Origin of the sequence: Rhizobium sp. WYCCWR 11152 (assembly GCF_013087615.1) — a bacterium.
In the GTDB taxonomy this organism is placed as follows: Bacteria; Pseudomonadota; Alphaproteobacteria; order Rhizobiales; family Rhizobiaceae; genus Rhizobium; species Rhizobium indicum.
The window spans coordinates 462,685-486,967 of the sequence record NZ_JABFCP010000008.1 but is presented as its reverse complement, the minus strand read 5'-3'; the positions used below and the strand labels follow the sequence as shown (position 1 = coordinate 486,967).

The 24,283-nt window shown below is 63.1% G+C and carries 22 protein-coding genes; 8 read left to right on the top strand and 14 right to left on the bottom strand.

Going from position 1 to position 24,283, the window contains the following annotated elements; genetic code table 11:
* Positions 1–47 precede the first annotated feature (47 nt).
* Positions 48–1,220 carry an NADH-dependent flavin oxidoreductase gene (locus tag G9X67_RS12195; protein ID WP_138329397.1) on the top strand — a complete coding sequence of 391 codons (1,173 nt, stop codon included), beginning with the start codon at positions 48–50 and terminating at the stop codon, positions 1,218–1,220.
* A 36-nt stretch (positions 1,221–1,256) separates the two neighbouring features.
* Positions 1,257–2,102: an SDR family oxidoreductase gene (locus tag G9X67_RS12190; protein ID WP_138389137.1), complete on the top strand. Its 846-nt coding sequence runs from the start codon at positions 1,257–1,259 to the stop codon at positions 2,100–2,102.
* Between the two features lie 19 nt (positions 2,103–2,121).
* Here the strand turns inward: G9X67_RS12190 and G9X67_RS12185 are convergent, their stop codons facing one another.
* The 5 genes from G9X67_RS12185 to G9X67_RS12165 form a co-directional block, all read right to left on the bottom strand.
* Positions 2,122–2,556 (bottom strand): GNAT family N-acetyltransferase, encoded by a 435-nt coding sequence (locus G9X67_RS12185; protein ID WP_138329395.1) that lies wholly within the window; start codon positions 2,554–2,556, stop codon positions 2,122–2,124.
* Positions 2,557–2,621: 65 nt separating this feature from the next.
* Positions 2,622–4,592 carry a DEAD/DEAH box helicase gene (locus G9X67_RS12180; RefSeq protein WP_138329394.1) on the bottom strand — a complete coding sequence of 657 codons (1,971 nt, stop codon included), beginning with the start codon at positions 4,590–4,592 and terminating at the stop codon, positions 2,622–2,624.
* Positions 4,593–4,691: 99 nt separating this feature from the next.
* Positions 4,692–6,548, bottom strand: coding sequence for an adenylate/guanylate cyclase domain-containing protein (locus G9X67_RS12175; RefSeq protein ID WP_138329393.1), 1,857 nt, complete (start codon positions 6,546–6,548; stop codon positions 4,692–4,694).
* A 5-nt stretch (positions 6,549–6,553) separates the two neighbouring features.
* Entirely contained in the window at positions 6,554–7,072 is a 519-nt protein-coding gene (locus G9X67_RS12170; RefSeq protein WP_138329392.1) for a FecR domain-containing protein, read from the bottom strand.
* 152 nt (positions 7,073–7,224) lie between these two features.
* Complete coding sequence (locus G9X67_RS12165; RefSeq protein ID WP_138329391.1) at positions 7,225–8,370, bottom strand: citrate synthase; 1,146 nt, start codon at positions 8,368–8,370, stop codon at positions 7,225–7,227.
* 83 nt (positions 8,371–8,453) lie between these two features.
* On the opposite strand from G9X67_RS12165, the gene G9X67_RS12160 reads away from it, so the two are divergent.
* Complete coding sequence (locus G9X67_RS12160) at positions 8,454–9,542, top strand: citrate synthase/methylcitrate synthase (RefSeq protein ID WP_138329390.1); 1,089 nt, start codon at positions 8,454–8,456, stop codon at positions 9,540–9,542.
* Between the two features lie 37 nt (positions 9,543–9,579).
* On the opposite strand, the gene G9X67_RS12155 is transcribed toward G9X67_RS12160, so the two are convergent.
* The 5 genes from G9X67_RS12155 to G9X67_RS12135 all read right to left on the bottom strand — a co-directional run bounded on the left by G9X67_RS12155 (position 9,580) and on the right by G9X67_RS12135 (position 14,398).
* The gene (locus tag G9X67_RS12155) at positions 9,580–10,050 is read right to left on the bottom strand and encodes an SRPBCC family protein (RefSeq protein WP_138329389.1); all 471 of its coding nucleotides are present in this window, start codon (positions 10,048–10,050) and stop codon (positions 9,580–9,582) included.
* 71 nt (positions 10,051–10,121) lie between these two features.
* Entirely contained in the window at positions 10,122–11,750 is a 1,629-nt protein-coding gene (locus G9X67_RS12150; protein WP_012757532.1) for a CTP synthase, read from the bottom strand.
* A 143-nt stretch (positions 11,751–11,893) separates the two neighbouring features.
* Positions 11,894–12,409, bottom strand: coding sequence for a preprotein translocase subunit SecG (secG, locus tag G9X67_RS12145; RefSeq protein ID WP_138329388.1), 516 nt, complete (start codon positions 12,407–12,409; stop codon positions 11,894–11,896).
* A 131-nt stretch (positions 12,410–12,540) separates the two neighbouring features.
* Positions 12,541–13,311 (bottom strand): triose-phosphate isomerase, encoded by a 771-nt coding sequence (tpiA, locus tag G9X67_RS12140; protein ID WP_138329387.1) that lies wholly within the window; start codon positions 13,309–13,311, stop codon positions 12,541–12,543.
* Between the two features lie 187 nt (positions 13,312–13,498).
* Positions 13,499–14,398 carry an alpha/beta hydrolase gene (locus G9X67_RS12135; RefSeq protein ID WP_138329386.1) on the bottom strand — a complete coding sequence of 300 codons (900 nt, stop codon included), beginning with the start codon at positions 14,396–14,398 and terminating at the stop codon, positions 13,499–13,501.
* 219 nt (positions 14,399–14,617) lie between these two features.
* On the opposite strand from G9X67_RS12135, the gene parE reads away from it, so the two are divergent.
* From parE to G9X67_RS12120, 3 genes are all read left to right on the top strand, one after another.
* Positions 14,618–16,720 (top strand): DNA topoisomerase IV subunit B, encoded by a 2,103-nt coding sequence (parE, locus tag G9X67_RS12130; RefSeq protein ID WP_138329385.1) that lies wholly within the window; start codon positions 14,618–14,620, stop codon positions 16,718–16,720.
* 199 nt (positions 16,721–16,919) lie between these two features.
* Positions 16,920–18,074, top strand: a complete 1,155-nt coding sequence (locus G9X67_RS12125) for an esterase-like activity of phytase family protein (RefSeq protein ID WP_171598756.1) — start codon at positions 16,920–16,922, stop codon at positions 18,072–18,074.
* Positions 18,075–18,190: 116 nt separating this feature from the next.
* On the top strand, positions 18,191–19,408 hold the full coding sequence (locus G9X67_RS12120; protein WP_017960548.1) for an AI-2E family transporter: 1,218 nt from the start codon (positions 18,191–18,193) through the stop codon (positions 19,406–19,408).
* 18 nt (positions 19,409–19,426) lie between these two features.
* Here G9X67_RS12120 and G9X67_RS12115 read toward each other — a convergent pair whose 3' ends face one another.
* On the bottom strand, positions 19,427–19,885 hold the full coding sequence (locus tag G9X67_RS12115; protein WP_171598755.1) for a GNAT family N-acetyltransferase: 459 nt from the start codon (positions 19,883–19,885) through the stop codon (positions 19,427–19,429).
* 129 nt (positions 19,886–20,014) lie between these two features.
* Here G9X67_RS12115 and G9X67_RS12110 point away from each other — a divergent pair, with 129 nt between their 5' ends.
* Positions 20,015–20,434 carry a hypothetical protein gene (locus tag G9X67_RS12110; protein ID WP_171598754.1) on the top strand — a complete coding sequence of 140 codons (420 nt, stop codon included), beginning with the start codon at positions 20,015–20,017 and terminating at the stop codon, positions 20,432–20,434.
* Here G9X67_RS12110 and G9X67_RS12105 read toward each other — a convergent pair.
* The 3 genes from G9X67_RS12105 to G9X67_RS12095 form a co-directional block, all read right to left on the bottom strand.
* The gene (locus G9X67_RS12105) at positions 20,431–21,573 is read right to left on the bottom strand and encodes a DUF2336 domain-containing protein (protein WP_171598753.1); all 1,143 of its coding nucleotides are present in this window, start codon (positions 21,571–21,573) and stop codon (positions 20,431–20,433) included. The two genes, G9X67_RS12110 and G9X67_RS12105, sit on opposite strands and share 4 nt — an antisense overlap.
* 108 nt (positions 21,574–21,681) lie before the next feature.
* Complete coding sequence (locus G9X67_RS12100) at positions 21,682–22,293, bottom strand: flavin reductase family protein (RefSeq protein WP_171598752.1); 612 nt, start codon at positions 22,291–22,293, stop codon at positions 21,682–21,684.
* Positions 22,293–22,877 carry a nitroreductase gene (locus tag G9X67_RS12095; RefSeq protein ID WP_029874172.1) on the bottom strand — a complete coding sequence of 195 codons (585 nt, stop codon included), beginning with the start codon at positions 22,875–22,877 and terminating at the stop codon, positions 22,293–22,295. Before G9X67_RS12095 ends, G9X67_RS12100 begins: the two co-directional genes overlap by 1 nt.
* Before the next feature lie 113 nt (positions 22,878–22,990).
* Here G9X67_RS12095 and G9X67_RS12090 point away from each other — a divergent pair, with 113 nt between their 5' ends.
* A complete protein-coding gene (locus tag G9X67_RS12090) occupies positions 22,991–24,091 on the top strand; it encodes a hypothetical protein (protein ID WP_171598751.1) in 1,101 nt (366 codons plus the stop codon).
* Positions 24,092–24,283: the final 192 nt, after the last annotated feature.

Here is a 24,283-nt window from a genome sequence, read left to right as displayed (position 1 = left end):
CTACCTGTCATTTCACAAACCGCTTGAACGGCATGCAAGAGAGACGAATGATGATGGAAGCCACCCCCGCACTATTTGAACCCTTCGTTTTCGCCAATGGGATCACGCTTCGAAACCGGGTCGTCATGGCTCCGATGACGACGTGGTCAGCCAATGACGACGGAACAGTCTCGGATGAGGAAGTGTCCTACTATCGACGCAGGGTGAACGGCGTTGGCCTCGTTCTAACGGGTTGCACGCATGTCTTGCCCAATGGCATCGGGTTCACGGGCGAATTCGCTTCTTATGATGACAGCTTCACACCAAGCCTCCGGCGTCTGGCCGAGGCGGCCAAAAGCGGCGGTGCGCCAGCGATTCTTCAAATTTTTCACGCCGGCAGCAAGGCCGTGCCGGCGCTTATCCCGGACGGAGACGTTGTCAGCGCCAGCTCGCTGCAAGTTTCAGCCGGTCCTTTCAATCCAGGCGGCGGCACGACGCGCGCACTGAGCCACGACGAAATCCTTGATGTGATTTCTGCTTTCGGCGAAGCAACCCGCCGCGCTATCGAAGCCGGCTTCGATGGGGTCGAACTGCATGCGGCCCACGGCTTCCTGATCCAGAACTTTTACTCGCCGCTCCACAATTATCGCGACGACGAATGGGGAGGCACGCCGGAAAACCGGATGCGGTTTCCGCTCGCCGTGATCCGCAACGTGAGGCGGGTGATAGGCACACACGCGACGCGCCCGTTTCTTCTGGGATACCGGGTCTCGCCCGAAGAACCTGAAGAAGGCGGCCTTCGTATTGAAGACACCTACGAACTCATCGAGCATCTGATCGACGGCGGCGTCGACTACATCCATGCTTCGCTGACGAACGTACTCGAGGCCCAACCACTCGAAGCCATCGCCGATCGTCCTATCGCTGAACTGATCGCCGCCAGGGTAGCAGGGCGCGTTCCGGTTATCGCCGCTGGCCAGATCAAGTCACCCCGACAGGCGGAAAGCGCCCTTCATCTGGGCCTTTCGCTTGTGGCTGTCGGCCAAGGGCTGGTGATAAACCCAGAGTGGGTCGAACTTTCACGCAGTGGCAATGAGAAGCTGATCGAGAACCAGATCAGGACCACGACAATCCCGGAAATTGCCCTTCCAGCCAAACTCTGGGGCGTCATCGAGGCGGCCACCGGCTGGTTCAACATCAACGATGATCACGAAGCGCAGCGGCAGAAGGCCACCGCATAGAGCATCGGCACCCAATCTCGCATGAAGGAAAATTCGATGAGTAAGGTTTGGTTGATCACAGGAGCCGGGCGCGGCATGGGCCTGGATTTCGCAAAGGCGGTTCTGGCTGCTGACGACAAACTCGTTGCAACCGGCCGCAATCCGGAGCGCGTTGCCAAGGCGATCGGCCAGTCGGAAAATCTGCTCGTCGTCACGTTGGATGTAACCAAGCCGACCGACGCCGACTCTGCCGTCAAGGCCGCACTCGAACGCTTTGGTCGCATCGACGTATTGGTCAACAATGCCGCAAACTTCTACTCAGGCTATTTTGAGGAGCTGACGCCGCCTCAGATCAATCTGCAACTGGCCAGTAGTCTCCTCGGCCCCATGAGCGTCACCCGCGCCGTCCTGCCGGTGATGCGCCGGCAGGGGTCCGGCAAGATCATCTCGATCTCATCGACGGCCAGCCTGCTTGGCTTTGAGTTTTGCAGCGCTTACTCTGCCGCGAAGTTTGCCCTCGATGGTTGGATGGAATCGCTGCAACCCGAAGTGGCGCCGTTTGGGATCGAAACGATGATCGTCAATCCGGGCTTCTTCCGCACGGAATTGCTGACTGACGAATCAACCCAATATGCTCCGTCATCTGTCAGCGACTACGACGAAAGACGCTCCCAACACCTGGCATTCTGGAAATCCGCCAGCGGCCAGCAGAGCGGCGATCCCGCAAAACTCGCCCAAGCGCTGATCACCCTGGTCAACCATCCGGAGCTACCTCGCCGGTTCATCGCCGGAGCCGATGCTGTTGGCATGGTGGAACAGAAAATCGCGCTGTTGCAGCAACAGATCGATGCCTACCGGGACCTTTCAAGTTCGCTTGCCTTTGACGTGAAATCCCAGGCCTGAAACGACGCTTTGCAGATGCTCAGTAATTCTTCATCGCAAGATGTGGTATCCCGCCGTCAAGAAATTCCGCGCCATAGGCGACGAAGCCGAAACGCTCGTAGAGCGGCAGCTTGTCCGCCTGTGCTGTGAGATAGAATCGGTTGTCGCGGGCAGCGCGATGCAGGTCTATCGCTGGCCCGATCATTGCGGCTGCAATGCCTTGGCCGCGCCATTGGCCGGCAACCGCAACCCGGCCGATCTTCACATCTTCCTCGGCATAAATCACCCGCAGGGTGCCGGAGACTTCGCCCGCCGTGACGGCGACAAGATGATGGGCGTTGAGATCGTCGGCATCGAATTCCTCGGCTTCGGGAACCTTCTGCTCATGGACGAAAATAGCGCGCCGCAGCCGGAAGGCCTCATTGCAGAGCGTACTGAAAACCGGGACGCTGAGGATCGCCGTTTCCATCACCATCCTTGCCTCCCTCAGGGATACGGCCCAAAGCCCTCCGCTGGACCAGCGAAGGGCTGCCGGTAAAATCAGCCGGGCTTCTTCTTTGAAAACTTATTCTTCGGTGCGGCGCCGCCCTTGCCCTCATATTTGGGGCCTTCGGACCTAGCACCTTCGAATTTCGGCTTGTCGAATTTCGGCTTGTCGGACTTCGGGCCATCGAAAGGGGGTTTGCCCGGCTTCTTGCTCCAGGGCTTGCTATCCCGTTTGTCCCCGCCGCTATTGTCGGCCGCGGCATATCCGCCGCCCGGACCCTTGCCGAACTTGTTCTTCGGCCGCTCGCTGCGGAACGAATCATCGGGCCGCTCGTCGCGAGATGGCTTGCCGGCATAAGGCTTCGGCGCAGGCGCCCGGCTGAAATCCGGCGTGCCGGAAAGCTTGGTCACACGGATGCCGCGTTCGAGCGCCTTGTTCGGTCCGATCGCCGCCAGGAAGCTTTCGGCACTCGCCGCGGCGATCTCCACGAAAGTTTCCTCGGGCTGCATCTTGATCGCGCCGATCTCGCGCTTCGTCACATTGCCGTTGCGGCAGAGCATCGGGATCAGCCAGCGCGGCTCGGCATTCTGCTTGCGCCCGACCGAGACGGAAAACCAGACGCTGGCGCCGAAATCTTCGCGCGGTCCCTTCTGCGCCGGCTCGTAGGGCTCGGCATTGTCGCGGCGCTTGCGGCTGCGGTCGTCCTGCACGGTGACCTCGATCAGATCCTCCGGCGCCGAATGATTGGTGCGGTAAAGACGTAAGAAAGCGGCGGCAAGCTTTTCGGCGCCGTGGCTGGCGAGAAGCTGCTGTACCAGCCCCTGCTCTTCCTCCTGCGGCGTTTCGTTGAAGATCGGATCGGCGAGCAGCCGCTCGTCGTCGCGCTCGCTTACTTCCTCGGCCGAAGGCGGTCGCGCCCAGGCAGCCGAAATTCCGGCATTCTCAAGCAGGCGCTCTGCCTTGCGCCGTGCATTCAGTGGCACGATCATGGCGCTGATGCCCTTGCGTCCGGCCCGGCCGGTTCGGCCGCTGCGGTGCAGCAGCGTGTCCGGATTGGTCGGCAGGTCGGCATGGATGACGAGATCGAGCCCCGGCAGGTCGATGCCGCGGGCGGCAACGTCGGTCGCGATGCAGACACGGGCGCGCCCGTCGCGCATCGCCTGTAGCGCGTGGGTGCGCTCGTTCTGCGTCAGCTCGCCGGAAAGCGCCACGACGGCGAAATTGCGGTTGTTGAAGCGTGCGGTCAGATGATTGACGGCCGCGCGCGTCGAGCAGAAGACGATGGCATTGGTCGCCTCGTAATAGCGCAGCACGTTGATGATCGCATTCTCGCGGTCGCTCGGGGCGACCATCAGTGCGCGATATTCGATGTCGATATGCTGCTTTTCCTCGGCCGCGGTGCTGATGCGCACGGCATCGCGCTGGTAGCTCTTGGCAAGCTTGGCAATCGCCGCCGGCACCGTTGCCGAGAACATAAGCGTCCGGCGTTCGTCCGGCGCCGCATCGAGGATGAATTCGAGGTCTTCGCGGAAGCCGAGATCGAGCATCTCGTCGGCCTCGTCGAGCACGGCAGCCTTCAGTTCCGACATGTCGAGCGCCCTGCGGCGGATATGGTCGCAAAGCCGGCCGGGGGTGCCGACGACGATATGGGCGCCGCGTTCGAGCGAGCGGCGCTCGCTGCGGATGTCCATGCCGCCGACGCAGCTGACGATCACCGCGCCGGTCATCTCGAAGAGCCAGTCGAGCTCGCGCTTCACCTGCAGGGCAAGCTCGCGCGTCGGGGCGATGACGAGTGCGAGCGGCGCGCCGGCATTGCCGAAGCGCTCCCTGCCCTCGAGCAGCGTCGGCGCCAGCGCCAGGCCGAAGGCGACAGTCTTGCCGGAACCGGTCTGGGCCGAGACCAGCGCGTCGGAAGCGGCAAGCGCCGGATCGAGCATCGCCTTCTGCACCGGGGTGAGTTCGGCGTAACCGCGCTTCTGCAACGCCTTGGCGATCGCCGGAACGACGCCGTTAAATTCTGTCATGAGTTCGATCTTTCGGAGCTGTCAGGCGCGTTGCTGCGCCATGGCCGGAGCCAGCCGGCGGGGTATTTGCGCCGTTCCTAGCCGCTCCCGCGGCGATTGTCAAAGCGTGCGGCTTCGCCACAGCCAGGCGTCGATGCGGCTTGCCCGGCCGCGCAGCGCCGTTTCCAACGGTCCCTCCATGCGGCCAGACTGCGTGAGCACGCTATCGGAACCGGCGGCGCGGACGATTTCGGCGCTCAGCGCCAGCTCTACGCCGTGGCGGGCGGCCACCTCCATCAGCCGGCTGCCGACATTGATGGTGTCGCCCGCCGCCGTGATCTGCTGCCGGTCGCCGGTGCCCAACCGCGAGGCGACGATCGGGCCGCAATGGGCGCCAACCTTGAAGCCGATCTTCTTCTGGGCAAAGCCCGCATGTGCTTGAAGCCAGGCCCTTGTGCGCTCGCAGAGGCTGACCGCGCAGGCAGCGGCGCGGGCGGCGTCGTCATCGGCGGGCTCCGGCAGGCCAAACAGGATCATCGCCCCGTCGCCCATGAAGCTGGTGATGGCGCCACCATGGGCGCGCGCCTCCTCGTCGACCAGTTCGAAGAAGCCGCTCAGCATCTCGCTCACCGCCACCGGCCCGACATTTTCGCTGAGGCCCGTGAAGCCCGAGAGATCGATGAAGATGACGGCGGCGTTCTGGCGCACCGGCGCGGCAAGGAAATTCGGATCGCGCGCCAGCCACTCGCCGAGCCCGGGCGCCTCGATGCGCTGCAGGAGCGCGCTCTGCTCGGCGAAATGACGGGCGCGGCCGCGGTCAAACCAAAGTTCGGCCGCGCCATAAGCCAGCGCCGGCGGCAGCGCTGCGGCGATCGGCAGCGCCGCACTCAGCCAGTAGCCATGTGCGAAGGCCGACAGATTGAGCATCGCCCAGACGATCAGCGTCAGCACGATGATGACATAGCCTGCCGCACTCCGGCGCCAGGCGACCAGCGACACGAGCACGATCGGCAGTCCGATGGCGGTGGCGGCATCGATAAGCCGCATCCTGCGGTCGCGCACCATGCCGTCACCGGTAACAAGATGGGTGATCGCCGTCGACATCACCTCGACGCCGGGCATGACGGGATCGAACGGCGTCGGGAAGACATCGCCGCCGCCGGTGACGGTCGAACCGATGACGACGATGCGGCCTGCGACCGCATCCGCCGAAAGCTTGCCGTCAAGCGCATCGGCGGCACTGAAGGTGGCGATGCTGCCGTGCCCGCCATAAAAAGTCACTGGCAGACGCTGGCCGATATCTGTGGGAATACGCAGCTTTCCGAGCATGATGGCGTCGCGTTCGATGGTGGGATCGACGCCGAGCGCCACCGACGCGGCACGCAGCGGAAAAGCCGGATCCAGCCGGTCTGCGGCACGCGAGATCAGCGGGATAAAGCGCGGCGTGCCGGTCTGGTCGGTTGCGACGTTGACGATACCGACCGCGGCGGCCTCGGCAAAGCGGGGAAGCGGCAACAGCAGCTGGTTTGCCTCCGGGATGGCGGCAAGCGGATCCTCGGCCGCATCGGTGACCCGCTGGCTGCTTTGCGCAAAGGTGGCCGCGGCCGCAATCACGCTCGGCCCCTGGCGAAGGGCGGCAGTCAGCGCCGCATCACCCGCCTCCGGCCCCGGATCGACCAGCAGAATGTCGATCGCCAGGGCCTTCGGCTTCAATGCGGTGATCGCGTTGGCGAGGCGCGCAAGTGTCGCCCGGTCGAGCGGATAGCCGTGTGCCCTAGCGGTACGGTCGTCGATCGCGACGATCGAGACCACGGGAGGCGGTGTCTTCGCCCCGACGATGGCGCTGCGGATATCGGCAAGCGAGGCCTCCATCCGGTCGAGAAGGCCGCTTCCGGCATGGAGATTGACATAGCCGAGCGCAGATCCCCAAAGACCGGCGAGCAGCAGCGCGATCACGGTCAGCAGGCGATGGTTCATGGGACTTATTGGCCGAGACGGGCAAGAAGGGCAGCGGCGCGCGGCGCCGGCCAGCGACGCACGACGAGGGGTTCGGTTCCGGCGGTAACGTCGACGCCCTCGCCCGGCGACAGCACCACCGGCTCGCCGGACGGCCGGCGGACCGCGACGCTGCCTCTGACGACCAGCACCGAGGTCTGGCCGCCTGCGACATCGACAGCCCATTGGGTGCCGCGCACGGCCGCGATCGCCTGCGGTGTCACGACCTGGAAACCACCGGCGTGCTGGGCATTATCGACATCGACGAGAATGGCCTTGCGGCGCAGCGATGCCGAATCGGGGCTGCCGTCACGGTTGCGGTCGACGAGGCTGTAGGCCGCGCCGGCCTCCGCCGTCACCGTGACGCCGCCGGGACAACTGAGCACCTGGCGGGCGCCGGCATCACGCGATACCGTGCAGCCGGCAGACTGCGCAAAGGCCGCCCCATGCGGAATGAGGCCGGCAGCGAGTGCGGCGGCAAGCAGGCTGCGAAACGTCGTATTCATGGAAAGTCCCCTTGACCGTGCGGAACAGCTCTTTTGGAAAGCGCCCGCCAACCGTCTTCTTCCCAACCGTCTTCTAATATGAAGCATGATAGCCGAATTCAAATATTTCCCTAGACCAAAAAAGCAAATCATCGCAATCGCCGGCGGAATTATTACGTTCTATTATCCGTTTCAGGCGCCGGTCCGGTATAACGCGCCCGCGGCCGGATCAATTCGCCGCTGTGGATCTGTTCCATTGCATGGGCAAGCCAACCGACTGAACGGGCAAGCGAGAAAATGATGATCGGCGCCTCCCTTGGGAGATCGAAGGCGGCGGCCATTGCGGCAAGCGCAAAATCGACGTTGACCTTCTCGCCGACCATCTCCTCGCCCACTTCCCGGACTTCGGCAAACTGCGGCGGCAGAGGGAAGTGCGACAGCAGCGCCAAGGCTCTGACATCGCCATCGGGATAGAGCGGATGGCCGAAGGCCGACAGGCGATTGCCCTGGGCAAGCGTACGGCAAATCGCCTGCTCCGCCCCAAGCGCGGAAGCGGTCTCGATCAAGGCGTCGACGCCTTGCCAGGCGGCACCATGCAGCGGCCCTGTCAGCGTCGCCAGCCCGGACAGCACGGTGGCCGAAAGGGCTGCACCCGCCGATGCCGTGACCCGCGCCGCAAAGGTTGAAGCGTTGAGTTCGTGATCGGCAAGCAGCACCAGCGCGCGGCGTAGACAATCGGCAGCATCCGGCCGCTGCCAGCTTGCCGCAAGCCGCAAATGCAGCGGCTGGTCGAAAGGCCCAGGCGCCAGCGCATTGGCGACCGTGTAGAGAACCCCGCTTGCTTCACGGCGAAGTGCTGACTGCGAGCGGCCGAGCGACGGCAGATCCGATGTCACCCGCCCTGCCAGCGCCAGGAATGCCGCCTGAAGCGACGGAGAGGCATGTCCGGTCCCGCTGCCGGAGGAGAGTGGCTCCGCGCCGCTCCAGAGCAGTGCCGCCGTCTGCTCCAGCGTCGCGACTTCAGCGAAACCGGCAGCATCCTTTCCGCGATAGAAAAGCCGCCCGCCGATGATGGTGGAGATTGCCGACGACAGAACCGGATCGCCCCAGCGGATCGCCTCGGCGGCGACCGTTTCGGTCTTGCGGCGGCCGGCATGGCGTTCGGCAAGCCGCTGTACGTCGGTGGCCTGGTAGAGGCTGCGGCGCGAGTCGGCGGGATCCGCCTTGGCGCGGATGCGCCCGCGGCTGACATTGGCGTAAAGCGTCTGCGGCTTGGTCTTCAGCGCCTGCAGCGCCTCCTCGGCGGTCAGCCAAGACATCGGAACCTCATATTGATCAATTGCGTCAAGATTGACGTCAATGAAACTAGGTCGGATCATCCGGACCGTAAAGGAGAAACAACATGAAAAACGGCTTGGAAGATGTCATTGCTGCCGAAACGCAGCTTTCGGATGTCGATGGCGAAGCGGGACGACTGATCATCCGCGGCGTATCGCTGGATCACCTGGTTGCAGACGGCACCTATGAAGGCGTCGCCGCCCTATTGCTCGATGGGCTGATGGAAAAAGGCTTCGACGAAGCGGAATTGCGCGACTGGTTGGCGCAGGCGCGAACGAGGATTTTCGGCCATATCAAGGCCGCCGATACCGCCCTGCTCGCTCTGCCTCCTGTTGATGCGATGCGGGCGCTGATCGCCCGCCTGCCCGACGGCGAGGATTTCGATACCGCTCTCAGCCTTCTCGCTGCGCCCGCAGTTTTCCTGCCGGCGATCCTTCGCATGCAAAGCGGCAAAAGAGCGATCGCGCCCAACGCCTCGCTGCCGCAGGCGGCCGATATCCTGCGTATGCTGACCGGAAAATTGCCGACCAGGGAGCAGACAGCGGCACTCGACACCTATCTCGTGACGATTTCGGACCATGGCCTCAATGCCTCGACCTTCGCATCGCGCGTCATTGCCTCGACGCAGGCCGGCCTCACCTCTTCCGTACTCGCGGCGGTGAGCGCGCTGAAAGGGCCGCTGCATGGCGGCGCGCCCGGTCCCGTGCTCGACATGCTGGATGCGATCGGAACGGCGGAGAATGCTTACTCGTGGCTCGGCGAAGCGCTCGACCGCGGCGAAAGGCTGATGGGCTTCGGCCACCGCATCTATCGCGTCCGCGATCCGCGCGCCGATGCGCTGAAGAGCGCGCTGAAGCCGCTGATATCAACCGGACAGGTAAACAGCGCCCGCGGCGCTCTGGCGGAAGCCGTGGAGGTCGCTGCATTGGCGATCCTGAAGGCACGCAAGCCGAACCGGCCGCTCGACGTCAATGTCGAGTTTTATACCGCGCTGCTGCTCGAAGCGCTCGGCTTTCCCCGCGAGGCCTTCACCGGCGTCTTCGCGATCGGCCGCACCGTCGGATGGCTGGCCCATGCCCGCGAACAGGCGCTCGACGGCCGGCTGATCCGTCCACGTTCGGTCTATATCGGGCCGCTGCCCGCCGCTGCCTGAAAGTGAATTCGGCGGCAGCATGTCCTGCCGCCGATCCTCAACCGCCGACGAAAGCAGCCAGCTTGTCGAGCGTCGAGCGGCACCCTTCCTCATTGTCTTCGAGGCGGATCCCGGACGGAATATTGTCACTGACCATCGTCACATTGGTGCCTCCATCCGCAGTCGACAACATCGTGCTGACGGTCATCTCGCCGGAAAAGCCCTCGTCCTCGGAATCGAAGACCGTAGCCCAGACGATGTTTTCATCCGGCACGAGCTTGGCAAAGCGCCCTTCGAACCTGTCCGTCTTGTCGGAGGTCTTGCCCGGTTGCGATGCCTCGTCGTCGGGATAGACGAGCGACATGCTGAAGGCGCCGCCTTCCCTGCCCTCGAAGGCATGGACGATGCCCTTCATCGTATCAGGCGGAAGCCAGGTGGCGACCGCATCGGCATCGAGGAAGGCGCGGTAGATGCGCTCGCGCGGCGCTGCGATGAAGCGTGAGACGGTCGTGCTGCGTGAAGGGGTCATGCCGGCAAGTTAGAGCAGGCATGGATGTTATCCAGATCGCGCCTGAAACAACGCGATCTGGTTTGCATGCATCAGACGAGACGGCTCTGTTCCGTCGCCGCTTCTATGAAGCTGGCAAATAGCGGATGCGGGTCGAGCGGCCGGCTCTTCAGTTCCGGGTGGTACTGCACGCCGATGAACCAGGGATGATCCGGATATTCGATCGTCTCCGGCAGAACGCCGTCCGGCGACATGCCGGAAAAGACCAGGCCGCAGTTTTCGAGCCGATCCTTGTAGTCGATATTGACCTCGTAGCGGTGGCGATGACGCTCGGAAATATCGGTGGAACCGTAGATATCCGAGATCTTCGTGCCCTTCTTCAGCGCCGCCTTGTAGGCGCCGAGGCGCATCGTGCCGCCGAGATCCCCGGCTGCCGTGCGCTTCTGCAACTCGTTGCCCTTGACCCATTCGGTCATCAGGCCCACTACCGGCTCTTTCGTCGGGCCGAATTCGGTCGAGGAGGCACCGGACACGTCGGCGAGATTGCGCGCCGCCTCGATGACCGCCATCTGCATGCCGAAGCAGATACCGAAATACGGCACCTTGCGCTCGCGGGCAAAGCGGGCAGCGTGGATCTTGCCTTCCGAACCGCGTTCACCGAAGCCGCCGGGCACGAGGATGCCGTGCACCTTTTCCAGATAGGGCGCCGGATCTTCCTTTTCGAAGACCTCGGACTCGATCCATTCGAGGTTGACCTTGACGCGATTGGCGATGCCGCCGTGATGCAGCGCCTCGATCAGCGACTTATAGGCATCCTTGAGGCCGGTATATTTGCCGACGATCGCGATCGTCACCTCGCCCTCCGGCGTGCGGATGCGGTTGCAGACCTCTTCCCACGGGTCGAGCCGCGGCTTCGGCGCCGGCTCGATACCGAAGGCCGCGAGCACTTCGTCGTCGAGGCCTTCCTTGTGGTAGGCGATCGGCACATCGTAGATGTTGGCGACGTCGAGCGCCTGAATGACGGCGGACGGGCGAACGTTGCAGAACAACGAGAGCTTGCGGCGTTCGGCTTCCGGAATTTCCCGGTCGGCGCGCACCAGCAGGATATCGGGATGAATGCCGAGTGCCTGCAGTTCCTTCACCGAATGCTGCGTCGGCTTGGTCTTGAGTTCGCCGGCCGCCGGAATATAGGGCATCAGCGTCAGGTGAACGTAGACGGCGGTACCGCGCGGCAGGTCGTTGCCGAGCTGGCGGATCGCTTCCATGAACGGCATCGCTTCGATGTCGCCGACCGTGCCGCCGATCTCGCAGATGACGAAATCGTAGTCGTCATTGCCCTCGATGACGAAATCCTTGATCTCGTTGGTGACGTGCGGGATGACCTGCACGGTCGCGCCGAGATAGTCGCCGCGCCGTTCCTTGTCGATGATGTTCTTGTAGATGCGGCCGGTGGTGATGTTGTCGGTCTTGGTCGCCGAACGCCCCGTAAAGCGTTCGTAGTGACCGAGATCGAGATCGGTTTCCGCGCCGTCGTCGGTGACGAAGACCTCGCCGTGCTGGGTCGGGCTCATCGTGCCCGGGTCCACGTTCAGATAGGGGTCGAGCTTGCGAAGCCGAACCCGATATCCACGGGCCTGCAGCAACGCTCCGAGAGCCGCGGCCGCAATTCCTTTTCCGAGAGAGGAAACCACGCCGCCAGTGATGAATACGTATCGCGCCATGGGATTCACCGGATACCTTTTCAAAAACGATTCCACCAGCCCAAAAATTCTTTTCCAGAACTTTCGATGCGTGGCGCAGGAATCTGAACAAAAGAAAACCGGCAGACCCGAGGGCCTGCCGGCGGTTTATGTCGAAGACCGGTTTACTGTCCCGTCGGGACGCCGGAGGGCTGAGCCGGTGCCGGCGCGGCCGGAGCTGCGGGCGTTGCCGGAGCAGTCGTTGAAGGCGCGGTGGCCGCCGGGGCCGGAGTGCCAGTTGCCGGCGCCCCAGTCGCTGGAGCGGCGGGAGCCTGCGGTGCGGGTGCTGCCGCGCCGCTGCTCGGAACGCCGTTGCCGGCCGGCGGGGTTGCCGGAGCCTGCGCGCCGCCGAGCGAATCGAGAATACCGTTGCCCTGGCCGCCTGTTGCCGGAATGCGGTCGAGAATGTCGCTCGGACGGCCCTCGTAACGCGTCAGGATGCCGAGGCCGAGCGAGGTCAGGAAAAACAGGGTCGCAAGGATCGCGGTCGTGCGCGTCAGCGCATTGGCCGTGCCGCGGGCCGACATGAAGCCGGAACCGCCGCCGATGCCAAGGCCGCCGCCTTCCGAGCGCTGGATGAGCACGACGCCGACAAGGGCGAGCACGATCATGAGATGGATGACAATCAATACGGTCTGCATGGGTCCAGTCCTGCCCGCCTGGAGACGGACATAAGTAAGAATTCTGGCGGCTCTTTACATGAGGCTTTCATCTATTCCAAGCCCTTCGGCCAGGAATAAACTCGGGAATAAACCCAGGAATAAAAAATGCCTCAGGCGAGCAGCGCCTCATAGGCCCGGTAGATGGCGAGGAAGTCGGCCGCTTTCAAGCTCGCTCCGCCGATCAGCGCGCCGTCGACATTGGCAATGCCCATCAGCTCATGGGCATTGGCCGGCTTGACCGAGCCGCCATAGAGAAGACGCATCTTGCGGCCTTCGTCGCCGAAGCGGGCCACGAGCTCTGCCCGCATGAAGGCATGCGCCTTTTCGACATCACCTGATGTCGGCGTCACGCCGGTGCCGATCGCCCAGATCGGCTCGTAGGCGATGACTGTGCTCTCAGCGGTGGCGCCGTCCGGAACCGAGGCGGAAAGCTGGCGCTTGATGACGTCGAGCGCCTGGCCTGTCCGGCGTTCATCCGCGGTCTCGCCGATGCAGATGATCGCTGTCAGCCCTGCGGCGAAGGCGGCCTCCGCCTTGGCGCGCACTAGATGGTCGGTTTCGGCATGGTCGGTGCGCCGCTCGGAATGGCCGACGATGACATAGGTGCCGAAACAATCGGCAATCATCTCGGCCGAGATGTCACCGGTATGCGCACCGGACGGGTTCTGATGGCAGTCTTGAGCCCCGATCGCCAGCGGGCTGTCGGTGCACAGCGCCGTCGCCACATAGAGCAGCGTCGCCGGCGGGCAGATCAGCGCTTCGAGCTTGTCGGCCAGCGGCGGGCGAACACCCTCGGCGATCGCCTTGATCTGATCCAGGGAGGCACGCATGCCATTCATTTTCCAGTTTCCCGCCACAAGCGGGCGCACGTCAGGGGTCATGCTGGCCTTCCACAATCTGCATATGCCTTGGGCAATATCAAAAGCTTGTGGCAAAGAAAAGCATCATGCCCCTGACGTAAGGGGAATCTCGTCGATCCCGCGCATATTTCTGCCGAAAACCGCCCTTTCGGTATTTTTACGCATGTCGTTATCGCAAAAACCGCCGCACACTTTTGTGCGACATGCTTTAGCCAGCCAGAATCCAGTTCAACACCTTACGCCAGTCGATCATCCGGATCGGCGTCCCGTGATTGCCGGTCTGAAACAGCGTGAAACGCGCCGGATACTTTGCCTTATGCAGGCTTTCGAACAGCGCCTGCTGGTCTGTGGCTGCATAGACCGGGTCGCGGCTGCCATGGGCCAACCAGAGCGGCAGCTTCGCCTTGTAGAAGGCGCTCCTGGTGAAATCGGGATCGGTCACCCCGCTCAGGATCAGCATGCCCTTCAGCCGCTTGACGCTGTCACCATCGCGCGCAATGCCCCAGCAGACCTGGCTGCCCATCGAGGCGCAGGAAAGGATGATCGGCCGGCCGGGCGATTGCGCGCTGGCATAGCGGATGAGGCCGGCGATCGCCGCAACGCCGCTGCTGTCGAAGCTTTTGACCGTCGGCGAATAATAAGCGCCGCCATTGCCGGCGACGAGGTTCTTCAGCCGGTTGAAATTCCCGCCGAAGCTGTAGTCGTTGGCGCCGAGCCGGCGGTCGCCGTCGCGCCCATGGATGAAAATCACCGTAAAGGCGGCATTCCCGGCCGGTCCCACCCTGGTGACATCGAGCTTGATGCCGTCGAGAGACAGCGTCTCGTCCGCTTGCGCCTTGCGGATGCCGAGCGCCACATATTTCTGCTGCACCCGCTTTTGCGGGATCTGGTCGCGGCCGTTGATATCGCGCATCTCGTCATAGTCGATGACCTCGAAGGCGCCGCCGTCGTCTGTCTGCAGCACGGTCTGCTTGGAAAACAGGTCGTCCTTGAAAGGCGGCAAAGCGTCGGCCGCCTCTGCCGGACCAACAGCGGACAGAATGGCCGCGGACAAGAAAAAGGCCGCAATTGCGGTGATGATGGTGCAATGACTTGTGGACATTCGCATTCGGATGGTTCCTGAAGCCTGCCGCCGCTTGCCATTCTGCGCCCGGCAACGCAAATCATTTGGGAAAAGCCCGCGCAAACCGGCGGTGTCGCGTATAGAGGTGCTTTCTGGCAAAATCTGCCTGATTCGCAAACGTGGCATGAAATGCGGTGATTTTGGGTCGGCGGCGGATGCCCGCCCAGGCCAGACCTAAGACAGGATGAAGATCTGAACGGCTCCATGGACGATAGCAACGACCTCTTTTCCGGAATGCCCCTCTCTGAAAAACGCGAGGAGGCGCAGAAGCCTGCGGCGCCCGCCGAACGGCCGCCGGTGACGGCTGCGCCCGCCGCAGCGGCAGCACCCCCGGCTGCCGGAGCCTCCGCACGCCCGGCGCCCGCCGCCTCGAACTCCGATGATTACGGCGCCTCGTCGATCCGCGTCCTCGAAGGCCTCGAGCCGGTGCGCATGCGCCCGGGCATGTATATCGGCGGCACCGATGAAAAGGCGCTGCACCACCTCTTTGCCGAAGTCATCGACAACGCGATGGACGAAGCGGTCGCCGGGCATGCCAATTTCATCGAGGTCTATCTCGACCTCGAGGGTTATCTCACCGTCTCCGACAACGGCCGCGGCATCCCGGTCGAGAACCATCCGCAGGTGCCGGGCAAGTCGACGCTCGAAGTCATCATGACCAAGCTGCATGCCGGCGGTAAATTCGACGGCAAGGCTTACGAAACTTCAGGCGGCCTGCACGGCGTCGGCGTCTCGGTCGTCAACGCGCTTTCCGACGACCTCGAGGTCGAGGTGGCGCGAAACCGCAAACTCTACCGCCAACGCTTCTCCCGCGGCCTGCCGCAGGGCGGTCTCGAAGAGTTGGGCGACGTTCACAACCGCCGCGGCACCCGCGTGCGCTTCCATCCCGACCCCCAGATCTTTGGGGATCACATGAAGTTCGATGCCGCCCGCGTCTTCCGCATGGCGCGCTCGAAAGCCTATCTGTTCGGCGGCGTCGAAATCCGCTGGAGCTGTGAGGCGGGCGTGCTGCCCGAAGGCTCCGAGGTCCCTGACAAGGCCGTCTTCCACTTCCCCGGCGGCCTGAAGGACTATCTCCAGGCGACGATGGGCAAGGAGTTCACCGTCACCCGCGAGATCTTTGCCGGCAAGACGGAGAAGGTGAGCGGCCACGGCTCGATGGAATGGGCGATCACCTGGTATGGCGGCGATCCTCAGGTGCATTCCTATTGCAACACCATCCCGACGACCGAAGGCGGCACGCATGAGGCGGGGCTGCGCATTGCGCTGACCAAGGGCCTGAAGGCCTATGCCGAGCTGACGCAGAACAAGCGCGCCGCGCAGATCACCACCGACGACGTGATGATCTCGGCGGTCGGCATGCTGTCGGTCTTCATTCGCGAGCCGGAATTCGTCGGCCAGACCAAGGACAGGCTTGCGACCGTCGAGGCGCAGCGCATCGTCGAGAACGCGCTCCGCGATCCCTTCGACCATTACCTTGCCGACAATCCGAATGAGTCGGCCAAGCTGCTTGACTGGGTGATCGAGCGCGCCGAGGAGCGCCTGCGCCGCCGGAAGGAAAAGGAAGTCAACCGCAAGAGTGCGGTGCGCAAATTGCGCCTGCCCGGCAAGCTCGCCGATTGCTCGCAGAACACCGCCGAAGGCGCCGAACTCTTCATCGTCGAGGGTGATTCGGCAGGCGGTTCGGCCAAGCAGGCGCGCAACCGCGCCAATCAGGCAATTCTGCCGCTGCGTGGCAAGATCCTCAACGTTGCCAGCGCCGGCCGCGAAAAACTTGGCGCCAACCAGCAGCTCGCCGATCTCGTCCAGGCTCTCGGCTGCGGCACGCGCTCGAAATATCGCGACGAAGACCTGCGCTACGAGCGCATCATCGTCATGACCGATGCCGACGTCGACGGCGCCCATATCGCATCGCTGCTCATCACCTTCTTCTATCAGGAGATGCCGGAGCTGGTGCGCGGCGGCCATCTCTTCCTTGCCGTGCCGCCGCTTTACAAAATCACCCAAGGGGCGAAATCCGCCTATGCCCGCGACGACAATCATCGCGCCGAGCTGATGCAGACGGAGTTTAAGGGCAAGGTCAAGGTCGAGATCAGCCGCTTCAAAGGTCTCGGCGAAATGATGCCCGCCCAGCTCAAGGAAACCACCATGGATCCGTCCAAGCGCACTCTGCTCAAGGTGCTGATCGACGAGGTGGATTTCGAAGGCACGCGCGCCGCCGTCGACGATCTGATGGGCACCAAGCCGGAAGCCCGCTTCCGCTTCATCCAGGACCGTGCGGCTTTCGCTGAAAACCTCGATATCTAGGGTATTAGGTCGAGCGCGCCAAACGGTCGGATAGACACGGGTTCGGCGCGCCGCAATTTAGCATTCACGATTTCACGGAACTGACGAAGAACCGTAACAACTCCGTCAAACAACCGGCGCATTAAACGGTCGGCGTGCCTCCCCCAGGGAGCATTTGCGCCGGTCGAACCGTTTTCAAACCCCTTGCCGGATATTTGTCATGACCAAGCGTTTTCTCGCGGCTGCCGCTTTCGTTCTCCTGTCCAGCACCGTCACCGCCAGCACCACAGATATTGGGGCCACCGATATCGGCGCCACCTTCAAGACCGCCTGCCCCTTCGGCGATTGCGCCGCTGGCATCTCGCTCTCCTATCTCGGTGAATTCGTCATCCCCACAGGCCACATGGAAAACGGCGTCGAATTCGGCGGTATTTCCGGCCTCGATTTCGATGCCGCCTCCGGCCACTATATCGCCATCAGCGACGACCGTTCGGAAAGAGGCCCTGCCCGTTTCTATGAACTCGAAGTCGATCTCGACGCGTCGGGCCTCAAGGGCGTTTCGGTCGTCAAGCAGGTGACCCTGAAGGACAAGAATGGCGAGCCCTTCGCTGCCCGGACCGTCGATCCGGAATCGATCCGCCTCGGCAAGGACGGCATCTATTGGGGCAGCGAAGGCGACGGCAAGGCGCTGCTGGCACCCTTCGTCCGCGTTGCTTCGCCGGACGGTTCCTTCGTCCGCGAATTCATGCTGCCGGAGGGCTTTGCGCCGACCGCGGACAAGTCGACCGGCATCCGGGACAATCTTGCCTTCGAGGATCTTGCCATCGCGCCCTCCGGCGACGTTTTCGTCGGTGTTGAAGCGGCCCTTTACCAGGATGGTCCGAACCCCTCGCTGACGTCGGGCAGCCTGTCGCGCATCGTCCGCTATGACGGCGCCACCGGCGAGCCGAAGGCTGAGTACGTCTACCCCGTCTCGCCGATCCCGCAGGCCGCCACCAAGGCCGACGGCGGCAATGACAACGGCATGTCGGAGATTTTTGCCCTCGACGATCACCGCCTGCTCGCCGTCGAACGCAGCTATGCCCAGGGCTTCGGCAACACCATCAAGATCATGATGATGGATCTGACTGATGCCACCGATGTATCCGCCATCGCGTCCCTCGCCAAAAACGACCAGCGCGTCGTCCCCGTCCGCAAAAGCCAGGTCCTCGATTTGAGGGCGATCGGCCTCGTTCCCGACAATATCGAGGCCATGTCGCTCGGCAAGGCCAAGGACGGCACCGATGTTCTCATTCTCGGCTCCGACAATAATTTCTCGGCCGGCCAGAAGACGCAATTCTATGCCTTCAAGGTTCTCAACCGCCCGCAGCAGTAAGACGTCCGGATATGAGGGTCGAATAGGCACGCTTTGTATACGCTTTCACGGTGCGGACCTTGAAACCACCGGGTTGATGGCCCATAACCAGAGTACAAGAAAAAGAAGAGGCGCGCGTGGGTGTGTTCGACCGTCAGAAAAGCAATCATGAACCGCGATGGCTCGGATCGTCGGCTCAGACGCGTACGCCGCTGATTCCCTCCATTTCGGCGGCGCGCTGGCTGCTGGTCCTAGTCGTCGCTGCCGGCGTCTATTTCTTCTACGGCTTCCTCGTGCCGGTGCTCGCAGCCCTCGTCATCGGCTTTGCCAGCTGGCCGCTCTACCGCAAGCTTCTTGCCCGCGTCGGCGGCAATACGACAATCGCCGCGACCATCGCCATCATCCTGATTATCACCTTCCTGGTCATCCCGATCGGGCTTGCGGTCACCTATACGACGGGCGAAGTGCGCACCTGGGTCGCCTGGGCAATCCACGCCAACCGTGCCGGCGCCCCGACGCCAAACTGGATCGTCGCGCTGCCTTGGGCCGGCGCCTATCTCGATGAAGTCTGGACAAAATATATCGGCAGTCCCGGCGCGCTCGGCGAGGTCATCCAGGCGGTCAGCGGCGCCAATATCGGCAACATATACCGTGCCGTGCTGGCGGCCGGCGGCGGCGCCTTCCATCTGCTGCTGACGCTGCTTTTCATGCTGATCGCGCTGTTCTTCGTTTATCGCGACGGCTTCTCCTTCTCCAAGCAGATCGACATGCTGGGTGAGCGCATCCTGCCCAACCGCTGGGAGCGAATTTCTCGCGTCGTGCCGGCGACGATCAGCTCAACCGTCATGGGCATGACGCTGATCGCGATCGGCGAAGGCATCGTGCTCGGTCTTGCCTACTGGATTGCCGGCGTGCCCTCGCCGGTGACGCTCGGCGTGCTGACGGGCGTGATGGCGCTGATACCGGGCGGTGCGCCGCTCTCCTTCACGCTGGTCTCCATCTATCTGCTGGCGAGCGGCTCGCATGTCGCCGGCATCAGTCTCTTCGTCTGGGGGACGGTCGAGCTCTTCATCGTCGACAAGACGCTGCGGCCGAAGCTCGTCGGCGGTCCGATCAAGCTACCCTTCCTGCCGACCTTCTTCGGCCTCGTCGGCGGCGTCAAGACGATGGGTTTCCTCGGCCTCTTCATCGGCCCGGTGCTGATGGCGCTGATCGTCGCCATCTGGCGCGAATGGATCCACGAAGCCCGCAACGCCGACAAGAGCGAAACCGGTCCGCAGATCATCATCGACGAACAGGCCCCGCCGCCGGTCCCCGGTTCGCCGAAAACCATGCCGCGCGTCGCCGAAGGCTGAACATGGCTTCGCAACCGGCTATCCCAGCCGCTTTTCCATGAACAGGCTGAGCGGATCCGGCAGATAGCTGCCGAACGGCTCGATTTCCCGATATCCGTATTTGCGGTAGAGAGCGATCGCCTCGGGCTGGTAGATGCCGGTTTCAAGCCGGATCGCCGTTAGACCCTTTTCCCCGGCGATCGCTTCGAGCGCATTCATCAGGCCGCTGGCGATCCTCAGCCCCCTCGCCTCGGGGTCGACGAACATGCGCTTGATCTCCGCCGTGCCGTCGCCGGCCTCGACCAGCGCGCAGCAGCCGACGGTCGCATCGCCATTGCGCGCGACGAGGAAGCTCACCGAAGGCTTCTCCAGCACGGAAAGGTCGACCAGATGGTTGCTCTCCGCAGGATAGAGCGATTGCGCATAGGCATCAGAGAGATCGAGAAGCCGGATGACGCCCTCCTGGCGTGGCGGTTCAAGAGCGATGGTGACGGACATGTTGGCTCCCTCTGCCGGCGCGTGACAATATTTCCCCCGATATGACGAACAGTTAGCGTCCTTGCCTTCATTCGGTTGGAATTGCGCCCTCTAAGACGATGATGTGCTCAATAATCAAGGAAGCAGAATATGCAAGCGGTGCTGATCGCGATGACCATTCTCGGCTGCGACGATTCCATCAGCCAGTGCAATTATGTCGCGACGGTCGATAAACGCTGGGAAACCGTTGCCGCCTGCGATGCCGAAGCCGAACGACGGCTGAAGACCTATGTGAATGTCAACTATCCCTCGGTGATTGCGGTGTGCGAGGCGCCGAAAGCCATCGCCGCCGCCGAGCCGCCGAAATCGGCGCCCGTGCCTGCCGCCGCGCCCGAGGTCGCTGTCGCAGCGCCCCAACCCGCAGGAAGGATTGCCGGTTTTGCAGAAGGCATCGCCGGCCAGGTCCGCGCCCACCTGCCCTCGGGCAGAAGCGTCAAGGACACACTGACCAAACCCGTGCACTTCGTCTCCGCCAGCTATTCCTGGGTGGTGACGCGGCTGGCCGATTAAGCGGCCGCAAGCGCCGCGTAGACGCGCGCGGATTGTCGCTGCTCGTTAACGTGCAGCTTTTCCACCATGTCGAGCAACTCGCCGATTGCGCCATGCGCGTCGTGATGGCGGAATTTTTCGAGAAGACGGCCGCAGACATTGCCGAGCACGCTGGCCGGCGCTTTTCTGGCGGCGTCGCGCCACAGCATCGTCGCTTCGACGAAGATCACGCTGATGTCCCTCGGCAGGCCGGCGGATTCATAGAGCGCGCGCACCGCATGCATGCGCCCGGTTGCCAGGATCGAGCGCACGCGGCGCTCGCTGCACGCGGTCAGATCGACGATCGCGCCGGCGAAGAAATCTACCTTGCCGGCACAGAGCGCATGCATCAGGAAGGACGGCGTCAGCCGGCCGTTGAGGCGCAGATGCTGGACGAGATCGGGTATTTCGCGCGGCGCGATGTCGCCGGCGATCGAAACGATGGCGGCCTCGGTCGCCTCGCGGCTGATGCGCTGAAGCCGCTGCAGGCCGATCGCCGCCTGTGCCAGCGGCAGGCCGACCAGCGCATTGCTGACATGCTGGGTCAGCAATTGCCGGGCATCGGCGGGAAGATCGCTGCGGTCGAGAAGCAGGTTGCGAATATCGCAGCAGTCGCCGAGCCGTTCGGCGATGCGTTTCAACGATAGGCTGGAGATCACCGCGCCGTCGTTCTCCAGCAGGCAGAGCAGTTCTTCCTCGTCGCCGACCTCCGCAAGGGCGGCGGAGACCGGGCGTGTCAGATGCGCTCTGGCGGCGATCAGCATGCGGGTGGCGCCGTTGCCGCGCGCGGCAAGGTCGACGAGATCGGCGTCGCTCAAAAGTGGCGAGCAGGTCACCGCGTGGCAGGCGACCTCGGGCTGGTCTTCGGCAAGCGAAAGAATAAGGTTGCGCGGCGCATCGGGCGACCAGGCGATCGCCTCGGCAAGCGCAAGCCGCACGCGCGGCGACGGATCGTCGAGAAGAAAGGTCATCGCCATTTCGGCCGCCGCCCGCTCGTCCGCGGACATTTCGGACTGCAGATAGGCGCGCCCGAGGGCGTTTGCGGCCCGGGCCCGGTCACCGGTCTTGGCCGTTTCGATCCAGCGAAGGAAAGCTTCTACGATCACGCGACGCCCCAGCATTTGAACGCGATTCCCTCGCGCTCCATTCAATGCTGCGACCGTAGTGGCAAAAGGTTTAAGATTGGTTCACCATGTTTCTTAAGCCTTTGGACGCCTTGCCGGTTCGGCTCAGCCTTGCCGCGTCTGCGGCCGGATCATCTCGAAAACATCGCTGCCTTCGCTGTAATCCATGTAGCCCATGCGGGCCAACGGTCGGGCGATCGACATGTCGAGGCGGCCGTCCCTGACGATCGCTTCATCGATACGGATGCCGACCACTTCGCCGAAGACGAGGACGTTTTCGGATGGTTCGCCCGACAGCGTCTTCGGTTCGATGATCTCGGTCACCCTGCATTCGAGCACCGCGAAAGCCTCGCCGACATAGGGCGCGTCGATCAGTTCGGCCGGCTTCGCCGTCAGGCCGGCAAAATCGAATTCGCTGTCGCCGTAGGGCAGCGCCGCCGAGGAGAGGTTCATCTTTTCAGCGAGATCGCGGCTGACGAAATTGCAGGTGAAGACACCGGTCTCGGCCGCATTGCGCTGGCTGTGCTTGCGCCCGGCCGAAGAAAACATCACCAGCTTCGGCCGGTCGGCAACGGCATTGAAGAAGGAATAGGGCGCCAGATTGATCGATCCGTCCCTGCCCTTACTGCCGATCCAGCCGATCGGGCGCGGCGACACGATCGCCTTGAACGGATCATGCGCGAGCCCGTGCCGGTTGCTGTCGGTGGTGTAGAACATCAGTCTTCTCCGCCAACCCAGGTCACGGTGTCGGCAAGCTCCGGCCGCGGCCGCTCGATCGCCGGAAATGTCGTCGAGCCGATATGGATGAAGCCCGCCACCTTTTCATCAGGTCCGACGCCGAGCAGCGGATAGGCGCGCTCATCATAGGCGAACCACTCCGTCAGCCAGTTGGCGACATAACCATTGGCATTGGCGGCGAGGATGACGTTGAAGCAAAGCGCGCCTGCCGACATCATTTGCTCCCATTCCGGGATCTTGATATGCGGCCCCGCCTTGCTGACGATGGCGACCACCACCGGCGCACGGGTGAAACGGCTGCGCTCGACCTGGATCATCTCTTCGGAAAGGTCGGGCTTTGTCTGAAGCGCCAGCGTCAGAAGTTCCTCTCCGAGACGCACGCGCTGCTCTCCGCGATAGACGATGAAGCGCCAGGGCGCGATCTTGCCGTGATCGGGAACACGCGAGGCAAGACGCAGGATCTCCTCGATCTCAGCTTTCTCGGGGCCTGGTTCGCACATCTGGAAAGCGGGGATGGAGCGGCGCACGGCGAGGTAGTCGATCAGCTTGATATCGGATTTCATACGGGAGAAGCTCTCATTTTTATGCTGCTGCAAAGGGTGGGTCTTGAATTTGCCATCGCGTTGGTCTTGAAGTGACCTTTGCGATTTCAGAAGTCAATCGGTTCACGAAACAGATGTTTGGCATTTTGCCTTTTGCACGCATCGGCCTTGCCATTGCCCTGATGGTATTGATGCCCCTCGGCGCCGGCGCTCAGGATGCCTTCAAGGAATTCAAACAGCTTGAATCGACACCGAAGATGCCGAAGCTCGATGCCTTTATCGCGCCCGGCACGGTGCCCGAAGGGGTCAAGCTGCGCGACGTTCCGATGGAAGCCAAGCTGACGGCCGACGGCACGCCGGTTGAAGAGGGCCTTTCCTGGTACGTCTTCAGCCCGATCGCCGGAACCGATGGCAAGCTGCCGCTGATCGCCAGCGCCAAGGGCGGCCCCGCCGCCTTCCAGCTCGCCCCCGGCGATTATTTCGTCAACGTCTCCTTCGGCCGCGCCGGGGTCACCAAGAAACTGACCGTGCCCGCTGAAGGCGAGGTAGACAAGCAGGTGATGGTGCTCGATGCCGGCGGCCTGCTGCTCAATGCCGTCTCCGGCGCCGACGCCCGCATTCGCCCCGACCAGTTGAGCTTCTCGATCTATTCCTCGGAAGTGCGCGACGATGGCGAGCGCGGCCTCGTGGTGGCCGATGTCTCGCCGAATACCGTCGTCCGTCTCAATGCCGGCACCTATCACATCGTTTCCGAATATGGCAGCGTCAATGCCGTGATCCGCGCCGACATCCAGGTCGATGCCGGCAAACTGACCGAGGCGACGATCCAGCATCGTGCCGCGCAGATCACCTTCAAGCTGGTCTCCAATACCGGCGGCGAGGCGGTCGCCGATACGGCATGGTCGATCCTGACGGCAGCCGGCGACAGTGTCGGCGAAAGCGTCAGCGCCTTCCCGACTATGGTTCTCGCCGAAGGCGGATATTCCGCCGTCGCCCGCAACAAGGACAAGATCTACCAGCGCGATTTCACCGTCGTCGCCGGCAGGAACACCGATGTCGAGGTTCTGATGAAGGACCAGCAGCCGCAGCCGCCGGTGAGCGACGCGGCCCGCACGGTACAGCAGGTGCCTGTGGGCACACCGACACCGCCGGGTGTCCAGCCGGCCCCGGTGGCGCCGCTGCCGTCCTACGAACAGCTCGTGCCGCAGGGCGGCAACGACACCAGCCTCGATTGATTTTACCGCAAGCGGCTTCGGCTTGGCCGAGATGTTTGTAGAAGACGCGCAGATCGAGAACGCTTCAGACGCGCGTTCCATCACTGGCATCGGCCATTGTCTGAAGCATTGCAGCTCGGGTGATCCGTTCTCTGATCATGGCGGCAACATTGCGGCTGTAGATCAGACTTCCGACAGCGCCGAAGCCCGGCG

Excerpts from the sequence above, each read along its gene's own strand:
- G9X67_RS12185 (WP_138329395.1), bottom strand. The coding sequence starts at position 2,556 with ATGGTGATGGAAACGGCGATCCTCAGCGTCCCGGTTTTCAGTACGCTC.
- G9X67_RS12125 (WP_171598756.1), top strand. The coding sequence starts at position 16,920 with ATGACCAAGCGTTTTCTCGCGGCTGCCGCTTTCGTTCTCCTGTCCAGC.
- G9X67_RS12150 (WP_012757532.1), bottom strand. The coding sequence starts at position 11,750 with ATGGCGCGATACGTATTCATCACTGGCGGCGTGGTTTCCTCTCTCGGA.
- G9X67_RS12155 (WP_138329389.1), bottom strand. The coding sequence starts at position 10,050 with ATGACCCCTTCACGCAGCACGACCGTCTCACGCTTCATCGCAGCGCCG.
- G9X67_RS12180 (WP_138329394.1), bottom strand. The coding sequence starts at position 4,592 with ATGACAGAATTTAACGGCGTCGTTCCGGCGATCGCCAAGGCGTTGCAG.
- G9X67_RS12100 (WP_171598752.1), bottom strand. The coding sequence starts at position 22,293 with ATGTTCTACACCACCGACAGCAACCGGCACGGGCTCGCGCATGATCCG.
- G9X67_RS12170 (WP_138329392.1), bottom strand. The coding sequence starts at position 7,072 with ATGAATACGACGTTTCGCAGCCTGCTTGCCGCCGCACTCGCTGCCGGC.
- G9X67_RS12190 (WP_138389137.1), top strand. The coding sequence starts at position 1,257 with ATGAGTAAGGTTTGGTTGATCACAGGAGCCGGGCGCGGCATGGGCCTG.
- G9X67_RS12110 (WP_171598754.1), top strand. The coding sequence starts at position 20,015 with ATGCAAGCGGTGCTGATCGCGATGACCATTCTCGGCTGCGACGATTCC.
- G9X67_RS12160 (WP_138329390.1), top strand. The coding sequence starts at position 8,454 with ATGAAAAACGGCTTGGAAGATGTCATTGCTGCCGAAACGCAGCTTTCG.
- tpiA (WP_138329387.1), bottom strand. The coding sequence starts at position 13,311 with ATGACCCCTGACGTGCGCCCGCTTGTGGCGGGAAACTGGAAAATGAAT.
- G9X67_RS12105 (WP_171598753.1), bottom strand. The coding sequence starts at position 21,573 with ATGCTGGGGCGTCGCGTGATCGTAGAAGCTTTCCTTCGCTGGATCGAA.
- secG (WP_138329388.1), bottom strand. The coding sequence starts at position 12,409 with ATGCAGACCGTATTGATTGTCATCCATCTCATGATCGTGCTCGCCCTT.
- G9X67_RS12090 (WP_171598751.1), top strand. The coding sequence starts at position 22,991 with ATGTTTGGCATTTTGCCTTTTGCACGCATCGGCCTTGCCATTGCCCTG.
- G9X67_RS12195 (WP_138329397.1), top strand. The coding sequence starts at position 48 with ATGATGATGGAAGCCACCCCCGCACTATTTGAACCCTTCGTTTTCGCC.
- G9X67_RS12165 (WP_138329391.1), bottom strand. The coding sequence starts at position 8,370 with ATGTCTTGGCTGACCGCCGAGGAGGCGCTGCAGGCGCTGAAGACCAAG.
- parE (WP_138329385.1), top strand. The coding sequence starts at position 14,618 with ATGGACGATAGCAACGACCTCTTTTCCGGAATGCCCCTCTCTGAAAAA.
- G9X67_RS12135 (WP_138329386.1), bottom strand. The coding sequence starts at position 14,398 with ATGCGAATGTCCACAAGTCATTGCACCATCATCACCGCAATTGCGGCC.
- G9X67_RS12095 (WP_029874172.1), bottom strand. The coding sequence starts at position 22,877 with ATGAAATCCGATATCAAGCTGATCGACTACCTCGCCGTGCGCCGCTCC.
- G9X67_RS12175 (WP_138329393.1), bottom strand. The coding sequence starts at position 6,548 with ATGAACCATCGCCTGCTGACCGTGATCGCGCTGCTGCTCGCCGGTCTT.
- G9X67_RS12115 (WP_171598755.1), bottom strand. The coding sequence starts at position 19,885 with ATGTCCGTCACCATCGCTCTTGAACCGCCACGCCAGGAGGGCGTCATC.